The sequence below is a fragment of the Methanolobus sp. WCC1 genome, assembly GCF_045690315.1.
Classification (GTDB): domain Archaea; phylum Halobacteriota; class Methanosarcinia; order Methanosarcinales; family Methanosarcinaceae; genus Methanolobus; species Methanolobus tindarius.
Genome location: NZ_CP146979.1, coordinates 1,252,370 through 1,269,370 on the forward strand (window position 1 = coordinate 1,252,370; position 17,001 = coordinate 1,269,370).

Genomic DNA, 17,001 nt, shown 5'->3' on the forward strand with positions numbered 1-17,001 from the left:
GATGGGATGCACAATTCATTTAGAAAGATCATAACAAACACAGGAAAAATAAAACCATAAGGAGGAAAAAATATGGCAGATTTTAAAGTAGTGGTTGCAGACCCTAAGACAAAGTCATACCAGTTTGATGTCACAGGCGCTGAAGCCAATAAATTCGTTGGAAAATCAATCGGAGAAACAGTTGAGGGATCACTTGTCGGTCTTCCGGGATATACATTGAAAATAACAGGTGGAAGCGACAAAAGTGGAATGGTTATGAGACCAGACCTTCCTGGACCAAAAAGACAGAAGGTTCTTGTTGCAAACGGAACAGGATACTCTCCTGTATCAAAGGGTGTACGCCGCAGAAAGATGATGCGCGGAAAAGAAGTTGCACCGGACATTGTCCAGATCAACACAGTCGTTGCAGAATATGGCAGTGACACAATAGAAAAGATTCTCGGCGGCGATGAAGAGCCAGCAGACGAAGTTGAAGCAGCAACAGAAGAGTGAGCTTTTCACTCTTTATTTATCTTTTTTATAAACAGACTTTACATTTCTTTCTTATACTACTTTGTGTACCCCAAGATCAAAGGGTTCCTGACGGCAGATTATTTCATTAACTTCAAATGAGAAATTAAGATTTCCAAAATCAATTTTTCCAGGATTTATCGGTTTTACTACAAGAGATGTAAAACCAGATGAATGAGCTTGTATTTCTCCTATGCAGGCATTTGGATCATGACACTCTATAAATGATGAGAAACAGCTATTGAAGCATACATTATGCAGAATATCATCTGATTTATTGTCAACATATATACCAATGGAATTGCCAACTTCGCTATACAATGATTCCGGTATTTTGATCCTGACATTAACCTCGGGGGTCTGGATATAGTATTTTCCAAATGACACTGGTTCTACTTTGCAGTTGTTTCCCCCGATCTTAAAAAAAACTTCATATTTTCCAAAGTCAACTTCTCCACCTTTTGCAGGAGTTATGCGGTATTCAGTATTGAAAACCGATCCTGGTGAGAGGTTTTTTGTTTCGGAAAAAGCACTATCATAGTTAATGTGTTCAGGGAATGAACACTTGACATGCAATTCCCCAAGTTCGATATTTGATTTGTTAATAAGATTGAATGTAATTTTGCTATCGTGCCCAAATCTGAATTTGTTTCCAATATCAACATTTAGTGGAAGATAACTGTGGTTAATTTTTATGTTCTCGTAAAAGTATGGTGGTTTCTGGTGTTTGTGTCCATCGACCTCAAAGTATAGGTCATAATATCCCATGGAAAGATTACCTGCTACCAGAGGGACAAATGAAATATTTGCACAGATTGATGATCCGGGTTCAAGTGAGCCAAGGCAGAGGACTGGTTTACTGCAAAGAACTGTTGCCGGAAAAACAGTTCTCATCCAGATATTCTCGATTTTCTTGTCAGTAGGATTATTTACCCTGAGGTAAAGTGGGTTTTTAAATCCCAGTTCAACAGAATCTGCAAACTTATAGTCAACAGTAACAGAATCCACTACCTGCATTTCCCTGATTCTTCGTCTTTCAATGCCTATTTTTTTTTCATAAATCCAGAAGGCATAGATAGGCAGGTATAGAATGATAATATACATTGGTGCACTGGCAAGATATATCGGATCAGGTCTGCTGGTAACTGAAAGTATGCGGGTCACTGTTAAGAATGTAGTAAACATGACCCAGAGGAATACGTAAAACTGAAAAAATATTCCAGTTCTTCCACCTGCTTCATTTTGAAGTGTATAGGTGAGGGATCTTGTAATATCATTAAGAGGTCCCAGCTTCAGTTGAACCACCTTTCTACCTTGATGCCAATTATCTTGTAAATTGTTACTTATAAATATATTAGTGAGTCAATAGCTCTTATACGTTTTGCATTCACTTCTTAAAGTAAGATTAATGATGAGTTCATCATTTACCGTCAGTTATATATTTGATAATTAGGAAATAGCATTCCTATTCAACTAGGATTCGTAGCTGCTGATAGTTATATACTGAATTAATTCACAATGTCCTGATGAGGAGGCTAATGATGAGACTGGAACTTATGGAGAAGAGATCAAGATTTGATGATTTTGAAAAGGAGTATCGTGACTCCAAAGCATACCTTCGCAGGGCTAAACTATTTCTGGAACAGGGACAGGATCACACTGTAGTTTTCAATGTAGCTTCACTGGCTCTTGAACGTTATCTTGTGGCACTCTGTTACCTTTATGATATGGAACCCTACAACCACAATTATACATGTCTGATGGATACTGTTGAGATGTTAATGAAAGTACCGGAAGAACTCAATGAAGAGATAAGGTCAATGGATAAGATATTCGATATCTGTTCTCTTGATGATTATTTCCACGGTGATCCGGAGGTTTCCGATATGGAGCGCATTCTGGTAATGTGTGAAGAAGTGGAAGGACTTTTTGACCAGAAAAAAATAGAATCATTCAGAGAATCTTTGTTGACTGATTCTGAATAATCTTGTTTAAAAGATTATTTATTATTATTATTATTATTATTATTATTATCTATTTTTGAAAATTATTTAACTTTATTTTATTTTTTAGTATTACTATAGTTGGAACTATAGGCCATAATTCTTAAATATAAATCTTCCATCCAAAACATGTAAAATTTTAATTTTATATAAAAATTATAATTATGTTGTTGGCATATCTGAAATGCCAGTAATTTTAATTATGGGTGGATGAATGAAAATGAGATTTAAAATACTATTTGTATTACTTTTAGTAAGCACAGTACTTTTTAATTCAGGTTGTATAGGTGAGGATTTCACTGCTGATCAGATAGCTGAGAAAATGCAGGAAAAGCAGGCAGGCATTGAGGATATGTCTGCTACAGTTCATATGACAATGACAAATGAAGCTGGAACTCAGGAGATGGAGTATGAGACACTCCAGAAGATGCCTGATAAGACTAAAAGTGTTGTTGTCTATCCAGAAGAGATGGCAGGTCAGGTAACAGTCTCCGATGGAGAGAAAATGTGGATATATTACCCAGACGCTAACAAGGTTACAATTATGACAATGCCGGAAGTTTTTGATGACCTTGAGATGGATTACTCATTAATTATTGGGGATATTTTAAACGAAACCGATGTCTCACTTGTAGGTACTGAAAATGTTGATGGCAGAGACACTTTTATATTAATGCTGGTCCCAAAAGATGAAGAAGACAGCCTGTATGCATCAGATATGAAAGTCTGGGTAGATGATGAAACATGGACTCCATTAAAAATAGAAATGGGTACAGAAGATACCTATCAGATTACTGTAGAATACAGAAATTTTGAAATAAATACTGGCATATCTGATGATGAATTCGAATTCGAGATACCTGAAGGTGCAGAGGTCACAGAGATTGATAATTTTGATGACATGCTTCCTGTTTCAATGACACTTGAAGAGGCACAGAATTTATCGGACTATGAAATTACCACTCCTTCTTATTTACCTGTAGGTTACGAATTAAATAACGTAATGTTTAGTAATACTTCTATTTCAGCAGACATTGATGAATCAGTTACGCTGATGTATTCTTATGATGACAATGGTATCATAATAACTGAAATATTCTATAGTGGAGAAATAGATCAGAATTCAATAATTCTGGAAAGTGAAACAGTCTCTGTCAATGGGGAGGAAGCTGATCTCTATTCCATGTATGATAATTCTTTAATGCTTCAATGGAAACACGATAATGCTATGCTTACTCTCAGTGCTTCTCTTGACCGGAATGAAATTATTCAGATAGCTGAATCGATGGAATAATAAAAACTGTAATTTTAACGGATGTATGTAGTTCTTCCGGACTACATATTTTCTCGTTTTTACTCAACTGGTTTTTGTCCTCTTTAGAACGACAGTGTACTTAATAGTACTTCGTAGTCATCTACAAAACCCTGCATTTTCTTTTCAGTATTTCTGTACAATTCTTTGTATAAAAGCAATAACCTTTGTAATTGTATTCTGTACAGCAGCATCGGAATATGCCGCCTTTGGCGGATGGTTGCATTGTTCTTTGTTTTCCAATTATTTGTCAGGCTTAACATATTCAGATAATATGAGTGGCTGAAGCCTTGAAAGTAAGATGAACCCATGATCCCGGGTAAAGACCCATATCATCATAGGCTCTTTTTGTAAGCACAACTCTTAAAGGAATTCCTGTGTCAATCACAAGATTGACAGTTGACTTCATTCTGGTAATTTCAGTCAGAACACCACTGAATGAATTCTGGGCACTTGAATCAATAGGGTCTTTTGACAGCAGGATATCCTCCGGTCTGATAGAAACACTCACATCACCTGATTTGAGTGTGCTTGAAATAATGGTTAGTCCATTAACCCCTATCTCTGCCAGTTCATCCCTGATAACTGATGTTCCGTGGAAAATGTTCTCAACACCTACAAAATCAGCAACAAAAGCCGAATTCGGCTTTCTGAAAACTTCATCTGGCGTACCTATCTGATGAATTTTACCGTCATGCATGATGGCTATTCTGTCGGCAAGGGCGAAGGCCTCTTCAAAACTATGAGTCACATGGATGGTAGTTGTTTTCTTTAACTGGTGTATCCGCAGGAGTTCCTGCCTCAGACGAGCCTTTGTTCCTGAATCAAGAGCAGACAGAGGTTCATCTAACAGAAGAAGATCAGGTTCCGTTATAATTGCCCGTGCTATTGCCGTTCTTTGCTTTTCCCCGCCGCTCAATGTTGAAGGATGACGGTCAAGCAGGTATGCTATTCCAAGAAGCTCTGCTATTCTTTCAACCTTTTCCTCAATTTCAGATTTATCAAAACCCTTGTACTGAAGTCCGAATCCTATATTTCCCCTGATATCCATATTGGGAAACAGCATGAAATCCTGATAGACCATACTTATATTCCTGTCTTTTGGAAGAAGACAGGTTACATCATAATTGTTGATCAATATAGAACCCAGATCCGGATAATATATACCTGCAATCGATTCCAGAAGTATTGTCTTACCGGATCCTGTGGGACCAAGTATGCAGAAATATTCCCCTTCTTTTACACAAAGGTTTATGCTTTCAAGTTCAAACTCGCCAAGTTTAATTGAAAGATCACTTACTTCTATCATATTAACCGTTCAGCAAACCTAATTAACTATAATGCCTAGTAGAGCTTTGCCAATCCTCCCTTGCGTTCGAATAGATAGAGAGTTACCCCTGAAATTAGTATCAATATGGTTGCAGCAGCAATTGCAAGGTCAAGTTCACCTGAAGACATGTTCAGGTAAAGAGCTATTGGAAGCGTCTCAGTCTTCATTCTGGTAGCTCCTGCAAGCATTAGCACCGCACCGAATTCCCCCATTCCTCTTGACCATGTTATGACCGAACCTGCGATCATTCCATTCTTTGAAAGAGGAAGTGTTGTCCTGATAAAAGCCTGGAAAGGCGTGCAACCAAGTGTCTGTGCCACATGTTCGTATCTTGGATTAATACCTTCAAAAGTTGAACGCATTATCCTGAGCATCAGGGAAATATTCACTGCAAACTGCGCCATGATTATCCCGGGAACTGTGAATACGAACTTAAGTCCCACATCCGCCAGAAAGCTCCCAACACTGGTTGTACCGAATATAAGCAGCAAGCCAAGTCCTGCAACAATTGGAGGTAGTGCCATTGGCAGATCGAGAACCGTATTGATAATAGCCTTTCCACGGAAATGATATCTTGCAAGTGAATATGAAACCGGAACTGCTATCAGTATGCACATTAAAGTTGAAATTGCAGATGTCAGCAAGCTGAGACGAATTGCAAATTGAATTTCCAGGGAAATTATATTTGTGATAAGACTTACCGGATCTGTGTGAGTGATTATCTGAAATATCAGAGTGGAAACGAAAAGAGTAAGCAGGAGCATGAGAATAAGATTTGCATGCTTAAATCCGGTTCTTTGCATTAATGCACCTGCTTCGTTTTTATTGTTTTTAATTTTATTTTTTAGATTTATCTCAAATTTGTTCATCAGATTCAGTTAGCATCCAAATAGGCATACTTTTCATCTGGATAAAGTGTGAATCCATATTCTTCAAAAATACTGTGACCTTCATCTGAAACCACAAAGTCTACAAATTCAGCAGCAATTTCCAGATTCTCAGATGTTGTCAGGGTTGCTATTGGAACTATCTTTATGATGTTATCGTCCTCTGCAATTTCTATTACATTTACAGCATCATTATTCCTGACAAGGTCTTCCCATACTATTGAAGCATCTGCCTGGCCAAGTGTGATGTATGTTACAAGTTCATTGACTGTTGCCCCTCTTGCAACAACGTTATCTTCAGTCTGGTTATAGATACCTTTCTTTGTCAACATCTTATCACATAATACACCGATGGCTGCTGCTTGTGGATCTCCAAGCACAACACTGACATCATCATTTGCGAGATCATCAAGACTATCGATGTTTGCAGGGTTATCCAGCGGAGTGATAATTACAGGGACATGATATGCAACATTGCTGGAGTTGTCAACAAATCCTTTTTCGGCTGCTACTTCAAAGTAATAGGTTGCACCTGGCATGTAAACATCACCTTCACCTGTAAGTTCAATCTGAGTCAGAAGTGTGTTGGACCCGGCATAATTGTACTGTACAGGAACATCATATTCTTCTTCGAATAAAACTCCAATTTCATCCATTGGCTTACGCATTCCGGCACCACAGTACACCAGAAGTGGTTCTTCACTTACCTGTTCACCTAAATTACCTGAGTCTGAAACTGATTCATCCTGATCGCTTACGGAATCACTTGTTGAATCAACACAACCCAGAAACAGGATACAGGAAATCAATAATAAGAAAACTATAATGTGTTTTTTATTTACCATCCAATCCTCTCCTTAAAATCAATCTTGAATGTATGTTATGCCCTTTCGAGCACAACATCATTCCAAGTAGCAATGTTCGGAGTGTTATGTTTGACATAACATAACGACACTTCCTTGGCATGTTTACTATAAATAACTTCCTACTAAGGGAGCCTGTAGAAATCCTATTTATATGAGTGATACAGAAATTTCTCTTTTTCATTTCCACAAAAACAACCGGCAATCTAAAAGCAAAGTAACCATCCGCCAAAGGCGGCATATTCCGATGCTGCTGTACAGAATACGATTGAAATATCTCAGTTATTAAAAATTGTTGAGTCCAAAACGAGTAGCAGTATCTCCTACGGGGCAGTAGAAATAGAGTTAAAAAGAAGTAATGGAAGTTACTTAGAGTAACTTCTTTCCGGCATCAGGGCCGCTCTTACATTCAAAGACGTCTGTGATCTTCATCTTGACAAGGAATTTAGCAGGGAAACGGTCGCTCTTTGCTTTTACCATCTTGCGCATTTCATCATATTCCTCTCCACGGTCAATGATCTTTACGTCTCCTTTGACCTGGAAGCAACCATTGATCTCCGGTCCCCATACATATATTGCACATTTTGGATTTGCCCTGAGGTTCTCCATTGTCTTGAGGAAGAAGTTGTCCACGATCCAGATTGTCTCTAAATCTTCCTGAAGGAAGCACATTCCAATAGGAATTACGTTTGGAACACCGTCTTTTGATGCGGTTGCCAGTGGGAAGATCTTCATCTTTTCAAACTCTGTTTTCATCTCATCTGTTAATTTAACCATCGATATTACCTCTACGTTTCAAAATAAAAAGTACAGTAATTGTACTCTTTAATCAAGCTTAAGCTTTTTCATCAAGTATCACTTGAAAAATAAACAAAGAATAATAAGACCTGCTTCATTAAATCTTAAAATACCCAATTCTTGTGAATGGATTTTCATGATTTGATTTTCTAGAGATTATTATAATTCATCTTACATTTTCAGAAAAGAATCCTTGTGGAATTACTCGGTGAGTATTACCTTATTGGTATTTCCATAAGGTCTTCTTACCAGAAGTGACTTTCGTTCCAGTTTCTGCAATAACCTGCTCACCTTTACTTTCGAAAGACCAGACTCAAGCACAAGTTCACTTTGCAGTATCTCTTTTTTCTCACAGACTATTAAATATAGTTCTTTCTCGTCACCCTGGAGTACATCTGTAATAACTTTCTTTTTATGCTCTGTTTCGTTGAATGGTAATGCATTTACCTGATCTTCATTTAAATCCAGCTTTTGCGATGGCTCTATTTTTTTGTGGACACCATCATTGCTAAAAAGTCTCCCCTTTTCCTCTTCTTCGTAGGCAGTCTGGTATTTTATTTCATTCCTTGCTTCAATTAGCACTGGATTTGATGACTCCTGGATTTGTTCAAGGCGTGAAGTGAGCATAGTAAGGCTATGGGCTCCAATTGAGGCTAGCACAATCATTATGAGCACTTTATTCATCGTGAACATCGTTGGGATAATGACGGCAAAAGGCTTTTCATCACTCAGAGAAACAGAAAGACTGGTAGTTCCCTGGGAAAAAAGAACCAATGAAAGAGAGAACAATGATACGGCAAGAATTATTGCATATACCAGTTCCTTTCTGTCCATTGTTATTCTCCAGATGAGTTAATTGTGACGAAGGCTACACTGTTTTTTCCATTTGATGCATTATAGGCATCACAAACAATGATGGTAGTTACGTTTTCATCAGGATTTAATATGTCAGATTGGCTGTTATTTAACAAGTCTCTATAATACGAAACTGTATCATTGTCTCCGTTTAGTAATTTGTCCAGTTCATCATAGGATATGGTTATTGAATTGTATACTGGGGAAAACTCGATATTAGATATCACTGCGCCGCTATCAAGATTGTAAAATGAATAAACAGAATCCAGATCGAAGTCAACCTCGTTCTCATCTATGGATTGCTTGAATTTGTTAATCGCATCGTAATCAACCAATGTTACTTCGTAGTCAGAATATATAACACTACCAGGGTATTCCTGATCAATCTCAAGCAATATATTTTCCACTTCACTGGTAATCATATATTGGGGAATGACCATTCCGGCAGAACTTATTTTTATATTGACAGTTGTAGCACTCTCTGCAGGAATGTTCTTGCTACCAGCATAACCAAGTGCAATAGCAATTATGCAGAGTGTCAGCACAAGAATTATCACACTAAATTTATATTGTTTCATATTTTTCCCGTTAATATAAATTTTTAATCATGTGTTGTTTATATTTATCATTTTTGTATATGGGTAAGTTTGTGAAAATAAGAAATGAGTACATTTTTATACATATGTACTCAGACACAGAGTAATTCATTATCCCATTTTTTGATGGGAATATGTGATTTTTTAATAACCCAAAAGCTCCCATTGATTATGTTTTAACCTATCTTATATCCTGTCTCATAAAAGCCATATATGTTGCCACAAGTGAAACTATCAGCCATACAAGCATTGCAATAATATTGCTTATCTTGCCCATCAGGATCTCATACATGCTGGCTTCGCTTTGTGAGGAAACAGATGAAAGCATAATATTGCTCATATCATTTCCAACAATGGCGCTAGTTATCTGTTCATAGTTCTGGGTCGGCGATATGAAAGATTCTATCATATTCTGAATTTTCCATCTTCTTTGAAATCTATCGTACATGCTTTCTCCTTGATCTCCATTTGCAGATACAAAGTCATCACCAACAGTAGTAACAACAACAGTATCCATGGCATTTACTGCATAGTATGTTGTTTCCTCCACTGGAACCACTGCATCCGCAACTGCACCTGAAAAAGAAGTAATTATCATTGTACTTATTATCCAGAACATGAATGTGTTGAGCATTGAGCTTGCTCCGTTTTTAGAGATGGTGGAAAAAAAGATGCTTATTCCCAGGAATGTGACCAGATACATAATTGAAATTACCATGAATACTGTAATGGCAACAAGATCGGAACCCGTTAAATTCATTCCCATAACCAGTGCCACGGCAACTGACAATATTGATGTGATTACGAGTGTTAACACCAGTACTCCAATCTTTCCAAGAAGTTTACCATTGATTACATCTTCTCTGTACAGGGGATATGACAGTAGAAGCTTCAGGTTTCCCCTTTCTCTTTCTCCTGAAATGGTATTATATCCAAGGATTATAGCCAGTATTGAACCTATTATTCCTATATGTGTCACCATTTGCTGAAATAGTATTGATGTCAGTTCAGGCTCTGGGAAGTATGTAAAAATGTTTTCTTCTTCCGCTCCCTGATTTTCAGCCTGCATTTTTTGATAATTCTCGAGTTGCTCGCTGAAATTATTAACACCGGTAACTGAGGAAGCAAGCATTAAAACCAGGAATATCCCGAATATGGTGAGGAAGGTTCTGCTTTTCATGCTGTCAAAGAATTCTTTTTTTGCAATTACTGCTACTTTGCTGTTTTTCATTTAAACCACCTGATAATACTTATCAAAGACATCATAGATATCTTCAGTTTCATAACCCAGAGTGAGAATTGGAATCTGGTTTTTATAAAGTTCAGAACCAATTGTATCTCTGATATCATAATCGGAACTGATTCTGAATATGTTATTCTCCTGGACAAATGACAGATCTTTCATTGAATTAAGAAGGCTTGCAGTTTTGTCGGCATCTTTTGTTTCAAGTCTGATGACATTATGATTTTCCTGTTTAGAGAGATTCTCAAGAGTATCATATGCCACCAACTGTCCTTGTTTCATTATAGCAACTTTTAAGCAGAGATCTTTGATCTCTGATAATACATGAGAAGAAACAACTATTGCAATCCCTTTTTGATTCAATTTTCTCAGGAGTGCATTCATTTCTGCCTGGGCTTTAGGGTCCAGGCCTGACGTGGGTTCATCAAGAAAAATGATTTTAGGATCTTTAACTAGCATTTGTGCAAATCCTATCTTTTGTGTCATTCCTTTTGAGAATTCACCTACTTTCTTATCTGCCCATTTGCTCATGCCAACAAGTTCAAGAAGCTCGGAGACTCTGGATTTATCAACATCCGCAAGTTCACAATAATACTCAAGGTTTTGTCTTGCTGTCAGATTTTCATAATAAGTTGTGTTGTCCGGAAGAAAACTGATGTTCTTTTTTAGCAGCATCATGTTTTTTTCGATATCCTGGCCAAGAATTTTTATACTTCCAGATGTCTGAAGTGTTAATCCCGCAAGCATTACAAGAAGCGTTGTTTTACCTGCTCCGTTATGTCCAAGGAGCCCTATCATATCACCTTCATAGATATCTAGAGATATGTTATCCACTGCCGTCAGGTCCTCATATTTTTTGGTAACGTTTGTTATTTCAAGTATTTTCTTCATATTATCTTCTTCCATATTTTCTATATACAATAGATAAACATAATACAACTGAAATGATAATTCCAATTCCTACCCATGCTGAATTTGATTGTGGTTTCACATTTACACGCAATTTTGTGTCTACAGTTTCCACTCCGTCAGTTGCTCCTTTTATGTCCACAAAGTAATCCCCGTTCTCCGCAGAGGCTGGAATTCGTACGGTTAAGTCTACAGTCTCGTACTCTTTTGATTTCAGAAAATCTATCTTTTTTTCAGTGACTTCGACATCCCAGTTCTCCGCCGGAGATTTTATTTCAAGTTTAATTTCTTTCAAGTCTGTATCACCGGTATTTGTAACTCTTATAGGTATGGTTAGTTCAGATCCGGCTTTACCTGAAACATAGAGTTTTGAGAGTTGAACAGCAAGACTTTTTTCAGACTTGTTTGTGTTTTCCTCCACGGTAAAAGGAATACTGAGAAGTGAGGATGACCTTCCGGAAGCATTTATTGTGAAATTGTAATCTCCGGGAGTGCAATATTTGTCAATCTTTAATTCCAGAGTAATATCTTTTATCTCTCCGGAATTAAGTTTTATTTTGTTTACTCTGAAGCCATCATCAATGAATTTATGAGCGTAAAAATCAGATTCGGAAGCCTTGAGGGATATTATTTCGTCTATGAGCTCACTGTTGTTAATTTTTATAGGAATACTAATAGTCTCATCCTGATAAAGAAGTATAAATTCCGGAACAGTTGTTGATATATTTATTTCAGAGAAAACGTCTCTTTTTGAACATATTTTTAATTTGAGCTTACTATATTCATAGGATTCGATATTGATTACAATAGTATCTCTGTCAAGTAAAATGCTCTTGTTTTTTAGCTCCTTTATCTTTTCATTTCCGGTAAAAGACTTTATCAGGTAATACTTTTCAGAACCATGTTTATCAATCCTTTTTTCTGATATTGATATTTGTTCAATGAAGGCTGTATTTGTGCTATTAGAAAAAAACTGGTTGTAACTGATAGTATAATTGTCCAGTTCTATTTCATCATTTGCCGGAAGATCCAGGATTTCTTCAATCCATCCTTCCTTCTCAAAATCGTTCATATCTGCAATTTTGACAGATTCAGCTGTAGCTAAAAAAGAAAATGTAGTGAATACAAATGTAAAGGTTAATAAAAAGATCAAAGATCTTTTTGTGCTTCCTATCCTTGGTACTTCTTTTTCGTTTTTATGATATCCAGCATTCATATTTGACCTCAATGAATATTTCCTGCAAATCGGAAATATGACAATAGAAGGCTGAAACGGTATTTTGATTTACTCTGAAACAGGTTTCAGAAACATGAAACATTGCATGTAACCAGTGATACGGTATTTAAAGCGCCAATTATGATGTGAATTGACTGTGCGGATGGTTGTATACAAAAATAGCAGAATTGGACTTTTTAGCTGAACTGGATTTCTAGCAGTTTCCGGGGTAAGATAATCCAGCTACAGTCAAAGTTATTAAAATATAAAATCAAAACAGCTTATCCAAGAAATACTGGTGAACCCTCAGATCCTCAGTAAGTTCAGGATGGAATGCCAGTGCCAGAACATTTCCCTGTTCAGCAGCTACGATCATATCATCGATTTTAGCAAGGACTTTTACATCATCTCCTGCTTCAACGATTCCCGGTGCTCTGATGAACACTGCGTTGTATGATGTGTCGAGGAATGGGAGTTCAAGTCCGATCTCAAAGGAATCACGCTGTCTTCCGAAGGCATTTCGGTTGACTGTGGTGTCCATGAGTCCTAAAAGGTGCTGGTGGGTTTTGGCTACCTGCTCGTCTCCGGCAGTTGCCAGAAGAATAAGACCGGCACAGGTTCCCATGATTGGTTTGCCTGCTGCGTTCATCTCTCTAATCTCATCGGCGATGCCTTCACGCATGAGCAGCTTTCCAAGGGTTGTGCTTTCTCCGCCTGGAAGTACAAGTGCATCACATTCAGGGACGATTCCCTTGTGTTTGATAGTAACAACTTCTCCATTCTCTCCACGCTGCCTGAGGGCATTTTCAAGAGCCTCAACGTGTTCGGAAACATCTCCCTGAATAGCAATAACACCTATTTTCATATGATCACGTTTTAGTTAGTATGTAAGGTTAGTATTGTAAATAAAATAAATCACAACAATAATAATAATCAGAATAAATAAGAATTGGGGATGGGGTTACCATCCACGGGTCTGAAGGATATCTCCTTCAGGAATAGAATCAACACTGATTCCTTTCATTCCTGCGCCAATGCCCTTGGATACTTCTGCAAGTACTGCTGGCTTGTCGTAGTTGTTTACAGCTTCAACGATTGCCTTTGCCATCTTCTCAGGATTCTCAGACTTAAAGATTCCTGAACCGACAAAAACACCGTCAGCACCCATGCGCATCATAAGAGCTGCATCTGCAGGTGTTGCAACACCGCCAGCTGCAAAGTTTACAACAGGAATACGCTGCATCTCTGCAGTTTCAAGAACAAGCTCAATAGGTGCTTCGATATGACGGGCAACTGCTATGAGTTCTTCCTTTGTCTTACCTTTAAGTGAGCGTACTTCACCCATGATCTGTTTCATGTGTTTGACAGCCTCGCTGACATCTCCGGTTCCTGCTTCGCCCTTTGTACGGATCATTGCAGCACCTTCGTTAATTCTGCGGAGTGCTTCGCCAAGGTTTCTTGCACCACATACGAAAGGAACTGTGAATTCTGTCTTGTCAATGTGGTATTTGTTATCTGCAGGTGTGAGTACTTCAGACTCATCAACCATGTCAACACCAAGCTCCTGAAGGATCTCAGCTTCAACAAAGTGACCGATACGTGCCTTTCCCATAACAGGGATTGTAACAGCATCAATTATGTCTGCTACTATCTGTGGATCTGCCATCCTTGCAACTCCACCCTCTTTCCTGATGTCTGCAGGAACAGCCTGAAGTGCCATAACTGCAACAGCACCGGCCTCTTCTGCGATCTTTGCCTGATCAGCGTTTACAACATCCATAATGACGCCGCCTTTCTGCATCTTTGCAAAGCCGCGCTTAATAAGCTCGGTACCGTGTCTTAATTTCTCAAGTTCCATAATATCATCCTGAATTAGTTATAATATAGTTATAGTTCAGTTCTTGATTTAATGCCTACCTATTCAGCCTACTAGATATAGTTAATGCTTAAAAGCATTTACATCTACTCTTCATCAGGTCTGATTCTTGCTACTCCTACGACTTTGTCGCTGGCACGCACGTTCATGATCTTAACACCCTGGGTGTTCCTGCCCTGGATACGTACATCCTTCACAGGTATTCTAATGATTATGCCTTCTGAGCTTGTTAGTATGACATCGTCATCTTCATGAACTGCCTTTACATTGATGACAGGTCCGTTACGCAGACTTGTAACAATGGTTATCACACCTCGTCCACCCCTGTGCATGGCCCTGTATTCATCGAATTCTGTTCTCTTTCCAAAACCATTCTCGGTTATTGTGAGAAGTGCGGTATCATCGTCCACAACATCAAGACTTACTACCATATCGCCTTCTTCAAGGTTCATTCCACGGACACCCTTGGCGGATCTGCCCATGACACGTACCTCTTCTTCAGGGAATCTGATAGCTTTTCCATGTTGTGATACCATCATCATTTCTCTGGAACCATCTGTAAGTGCAACGTTGACAAGTTCATCACCTTCAACAAGACTTATGGCAATAATTCCCTTCTTACGTGGGTTGCTGAAATCAGAAAGCTGGCTCTTTTTCACAGTACCTGTACGGGTTGCCATGAACAGGAATTCGTCTTCCTTGAACTCGTTTACCGTTATCATCGCTGTTACAAGTTCACCTTCTCCAAGTTCAAGCAAATTCACAATGGCTTTTCCACGGGACTGCCTGCTGCCTTCAGGAATCTCGTAGACTTTACGCCAGTGTACACGACCCTGGTTTGTGAAGAACATGATATAATCGTGGGTAGATGCAACAAAGATATCCACAACGAAATCCTCATCCTTGGTATCCATTCCAATGACACCTTTTCCGCCCCTGTGCTGCTTGGAATATGTGTCAACAGGAAGCCTCTTGATGTAGCCGCTGTTTGTGATAGTTACAACCATCTCAGCTTCAGGAATAAGGTCCTCGGTTTCAAGTTCCTCTACAGAAGATTTAATTGCAGTTCTGCGCTCGTCACCGAAACGCTCTCTCAGGTCAGTAAGTTCGTCCCTGATAATTACATATTTTCTTTCATCACTTTCAATAATTGCCTTATACTCAGCAATCTGCTTGAGAAGTTCGTCATATTCATCATCGATCTTTTGCCTTTCAAGACCGGTGAGCTTCTGCAAACGCATATCAAGGATAGCCTTTGCCTGTATTTCATCAAGACCGAACTTTGAAATGAGTCCTTCCTTTGCTTCATCAACATTGGCGGAAGATCGGATAAGAGAAATAACTTCATCCAGATGGTCAAGGGCAATCTTGAGACCTTTGAGTATATGAGCCCTGTCCTCTGCTTTTTTCAACATGAACTGGGTACGCTTAAGGATAACGTCAATACGGTGATCAAGATAAATGCGAAGTATCTGTTTCAGGTTAAGTTCTCTTGGAATATCATCCACAAGTGCGAGGTTAATAATACCAAAAGTTGTCTGCATCTGGGTGTGCTTGTACAACTGGTTAAGCACTACATTTGCATTTGTTCCACGTGTCAGTTCCACTACAACCCTGATACCTTCACGGTCTGATTCATCACGCAGGTCGGAAACACCAGTAACTTTCTTGTCCCTGACAAGGCTTGCAATGTCCTCAATGAGTTTTGCTTTGTTAACCTGATATGGAAGTTCGGAGACAACTATTCGGTACTTGTCTTTTTTCATTTCCTCGATCTCAGCAACAGCCCTGACCTGAACTCTTCCACGTCCGGTCTCATAAGCTGATTTGATACCTTGTTTACCCTGTATGACACCGCCAGTCGGGAAGTCCGGTCCCTTGATTGCTGTCATAAGTTCAGGTATTGTTACCTCAGGGTTCTCGATCATCATCATGGTTGCATTGATAACCTCTGTAAGATTATGTGGTGCCATGTTAGTTGCCATTCCAACTGCAATACCTGTTGACCCGTTAATAAGCAGGTTTGGAAGTTTTGCAGGAAGCACAACCGGCTCTTCAAGTGAACCGTCATAATTGGGACGTGTTGCAATAGTCTCCTTATCGATATCCAGGAGCATCTCATCACATATCTTGTCCATGCGGACCTCAGTGTAACGCATAGCAGCAGCGGAATCACCATCTATTGAACCGAAGTTACCCTGTCCGTCTATGAACGGATATCTCAGTGAGAAATCCTGAACCATCCTGACAAGGGAATCATAAACAGCGGAATCACCATGTGGGTGGTACTTACCAAGAACGTCTCCCACTACACGGGCTGACTTCTTGTAAGCCTTGTCATAGGTAATTCCTGCCTCTTTCATGGCATAGAGAATTCTTCGGTGAACTGGTTTGAGACCGTCCTTTGCATCCGGCAGAGCACGGCTTACAATTACACTCATGGCATAATCCATGAATGAGTTCTTCATCTCGTCTTCAATAAGAACGGGAACTATCTTCTCGCCTGTATCAGTTGGCTGGATATCAAAGGTAAGTTCCTGCTGAGGATTTTTCTCCCCATCGTCCTGAATATTATTATCATCAATATTATCTGCCATTTTTCT

Annotated in this window: 16 protein-coding genes; 3 read left to right on the forward strand and 13 right to left on the reverse strand. The window is 38.8% G+C overall.

What is annotated here, in order from left to right; genetic code table 11:
* Nucleotides 1–72: 72 nt before the first annotated feature.
* Complete coding sequence (locus tag V7O61_RS06150) at nucleotides 73–492, forward strand: 30S ribosomal protein S6e (protein WP_288070420.1); 420 nt, start codon at nucleotides 73–75, stop codon at nucleotides 490–492.
* Nucleotides 493–543: 51 nt separating this feature from the next.
* Here the strand turns inward: V7O61_RS06150 and V7O61_RS06155 are convergent, their stop codons facing one another.
* Nucleotides 544–1,815, reverse strand: coding sequence for a hypothetical protein (locus tag V7O61_RS06155; protein ID WP_407282418.1), 1,272 nt, complete (start codon nucleotides 1,813–1,815; stop codon nucleotides 544–546).
* Nucleotides 1,816–2,048: 233 nt separating this feature from the next.
* On the opposite strand from V7O61_RS06155, the gene V7O61_RS06160 reads away from it, so the two are divergent.
* Nucleotides 2,049–2,495, forward strand: a complete 447-nt coding sequence (locus V7O61_RS06160; RefSeq protein ID WP_407282417.1) for a HEPN domain-containing protein — start codon at nucleotides 2,049–2,051, stop codon at nucleotides 2,493–2,495.
* Between the two features lie 232 nt (nucleotides 2,496–2,727).
* Entirely contained in the window at nucleotides 2,728–3,807 is a 1,080-nt protein-coding gene (locus tag V7O61_RS06165) for an outer membrane lipoprotein-sorting protein (protein WP_288070426.1), read from the forward strand.
* A gap of 283 nt (nucleotides 3,808–4,090) precedes the next feature.
* Here V7O61_RS06165 and V7O61_RS06170 read toward each other — a convergent pair whose 3' ends face one another.
* From V7O61_RS06170 to gyrA, 12 genes are all read right to left on the reverse strand, one after another.
* The gene (locus V7O61_RS06170) at nucleotides 4,091–5,134 is read right to left on the reverse strand and encodes an ABC transporter ATP-binding protein (protein WP_288070428.1); all 1,044 of its coding nucleotides are present in this window, start codon (nucleotides 5,132–5,134) and stop codon (nucleotides 4,091–4,093) included.
* Between the two features lie 35 nt (nucleotides 5,135–5,169).
* Nucleotides 5,170–5,958, reverse strand: coding sequence for an ABC transporter permease (locus V7O61_RS06175; protein WP_048136281.1), 789 nt, complete (start codon nucleotides 5,956–5,958; stop codon nucleotides 5,170–5,172).
* 71 nt (nucleotides 5,959–6,029) lie between these two features.
* Nucleotides 6,030–6,887, reverse strand: coding sequence for a molybdate ABC transporter substrate-binding protein (gene modA, locus V7O61_RS06180; protein ID WP_407282416.1), 858 nt, complete (start codon nucleotides 6,885–6,887; stop codon nucleotides 6,030–6,032).
* 387 nt (nucleotides 6,888–7,274) lie between these two features.
* The gene (locus tag V7O61_RS06185) at nucleotides 7,275–7,682 is read right to left on the reverse strand and encodes a pyridoxamine 5'-phosphate oxidase family protein (protein WP_023846316.1); all 408 of its coding nucleotides are present in this window, start codon (nucleotides 7,680–7,682) and stop codon (nucleotides 7,275–7,277) included.
* A 222-nt stretch (nucleotides 7,683–7,904) separates the two neighbouring features.
* On the reverse strand, nucleotides 7,905–8,537 hold the full coding sequence (locus tag V7O61_RS06190) for a helix-turn-helix transcriptional regulator (RefSeq protein WP_407282415.1): 633 nt from the start codon (nucleotides 8,535–8,537) through the stop codon (nucleotides 7,905–7,907).
* 2 nt (nucleotides 8,538–8,539) lie between these two features.
* Complete coding sequence (locus tag V7O61_RS06195; RefSeq protein WP_407282414.1) at nucleotides 8,540–9,136, reverse strand: hypothetical protein; 597 nt, start codon at nucleotides 9,134–9,136, stop codon at nucleotides 8,540–8,542.
* A gap of 199 nt (nucleotides 9,137–9,335) precedes the next feature.
* Nucleotides 9,336–10,385 carry an ABC transporter permease gene (locus V7O61_RS06200; protein ID WP_407282413.1) on the reverse strand — a complete coding sequence of 350 codons (1,050 nt, stop codon included), beginning with the start codon at nucleotides 10,383–10,385 and terminating at the stop codon, nucleotides 9,336–9,338.
* Nucleotides 10,386–11,288 carry an ABC transporter ATP-binding protein gene (locus tag V7O61_RS06205; RefSeq protein WP_407282412.1) on the reverse strand — a complete coding sequence of 301 codons (903 nt, stop codon included), beginning with the start codon at nucleotides 11,286–11,288 and terminating at the stop codon, nucleotides 10,386–10,388.
* Between the two features lies 1 nt (nucleotide 11,289).
* Nucleotides 11,290–12,522 (reverse strand): NEW3 domain-containing protein, encoded by a 1,233-nt coding sequence (locus V7O61_RS06210; RefSeq protein WP_407282411.1) that lies wholly within the window; start codon nucleotides 12,520–12,522, stop codon nucleotides 11,290–11,292.
* A gap of 271 nt (nucleotides 12,523–12,793) precedes the next feature.
* On the reverse strand, nucleotides 12,794–13,387 hold the full coding sequence (gene pdxT / locus V7O61_RS06215) for a pyridoxal 5'-phosphate synthase glutaminase subunit PdxT (RefSeq protein ID WP_407282410.1): 594 nt from the start codon (nucleotides 13,385–13,387) through the stop codon (nucleotides 12,794–12,796).
* Between the two features lie 96 nt (nucleotides 13,388–13,483).
* Nucleotides 13,484–14,380, reverse strand: coding sequence for a pyridoxal 5'-phosphate synthase lyase subunit PdxS (gene pdxS / locus V7O61_RS06220; RefSeq protein ID WP_023846319.1), 897 nt, complete (start codon nucleotides 14,378–14,380; stop codon nucleotides 13,484–13,486).
* Between the two features lie 104 nt (nucleotides 14,381–14,484).
* Nucleotides 14,485–16,995: a DNA gyrase subunit A gene (gene gyrA, locus V7O61_RS06225; RefSeq protein WP_407282409.1), complete on the reverse strand. Its 2,511-nt coding sequence runs from the start codon at nucleotides 16,993–16,995 to the stop codon at nucleotides 14,485–14,487.
* Between the last annotated feature and the right edge of the window lie 6 nt (nucleotides 16,996–17,001).

Coding starts and splice junctions, on each gene's coding strand:
- V7O61_RS06170 (WP_288070428.1), bottom strand. CDS start 5,134: ATGATAGAAGTAAGTGATCTTTCAATTAAACTTGGCGAGTTTGAACTT.
- V7O61_RS06160 (WP_407282417.1), top strand. CDS start 2,049: ATGATGAGACTGGAACTTATGGAGAAGAGATCAAGATTTGATGATTTT.
- V7O61_RS06150 (WP_288070420.1), top strand. CDS start 73: ATGGCAGATTTTAAAGTAGTGGTTGCAGACCCTAAGACAAAGTCATAC.
- modA (WP_407282416.1), bottom strand. CDS start 6,887: ATGGTAAATAAAAAACACATTATAGTTTTCTTATTATTGATTTCCTGT.
- gyrA (WP_407282409.1), bottom strand. CDS start 16,995: ATGGCAGATAATATTGATGATAATAATATTCAGGACGATGGGGAGAAA.
- V7O61_RS06190 (WP_407282415.1), bottom strand. CDS start 8,537: ATGGACAGAAAGGAACTGGTATATGCAATAATTCTTGCCGTATCATTG.
- pdxS (WP_023846319.1), bottom strand. CDS start 14,380: ATGGAACTTGAGAAATTAAGACACGGTACCGAGCTTATTAAGCGCGGC.
- pdxT (WP_407282410.1), bottom strand. CDS start 13,387: ATGAAAATAGGTGTTATTGCTATTCAGGGAGATGTTTCCGAACACGTT.
- V7O61_RS06185 (WP_023846316.1), bottom strand. CDS start 7,682: ATGGTTAAATTAACAGATGAGATGAAAACAGAGTTTGAAAAGATGAAG.
- V7O61_RS06175 (WP_048136281.1), bottom strand. CDS start 5,958: ATGCAAAGAACCGGATTTAAGCATGCAAATCTTATTCTCATGCTCCTG.
- V7O61_RS06205 (WP_407282412.1), bottom strand. CDS start 11,288: ATGAAGAAAATACTTGAAATAACAAACGTTACCAAAAAATATGAGGAC.
- V7O61_RS06210 (WP_407282411.1), bottom strand. CDS start 12,522: ATGAATGCTGGATATCATAAAAACGAAAAAGAAGTACCAAGGATAGGA.
- V7O61_RS06195 (WP_407282414.1), bottom strand. CDS start 9,136: ATGAAACAATATAAATTTAGTGTGATAATTCTTGTGCTGACACTCTGC.
- V7O61_RS06200 (WP_407282413.1), bottom strand. CDS start 10,385: ATGAAAAACAGCAAAGTAGCAGTAATTGCAAAAAAAGAATTCTTTGAC.
- V7O61_RS06165 (WP_288070426.1), top strand. CDS start 2,728: ATGAAAATGAGATTTAAAATACTATTTGTATTACTTTTAGTAAGCACA.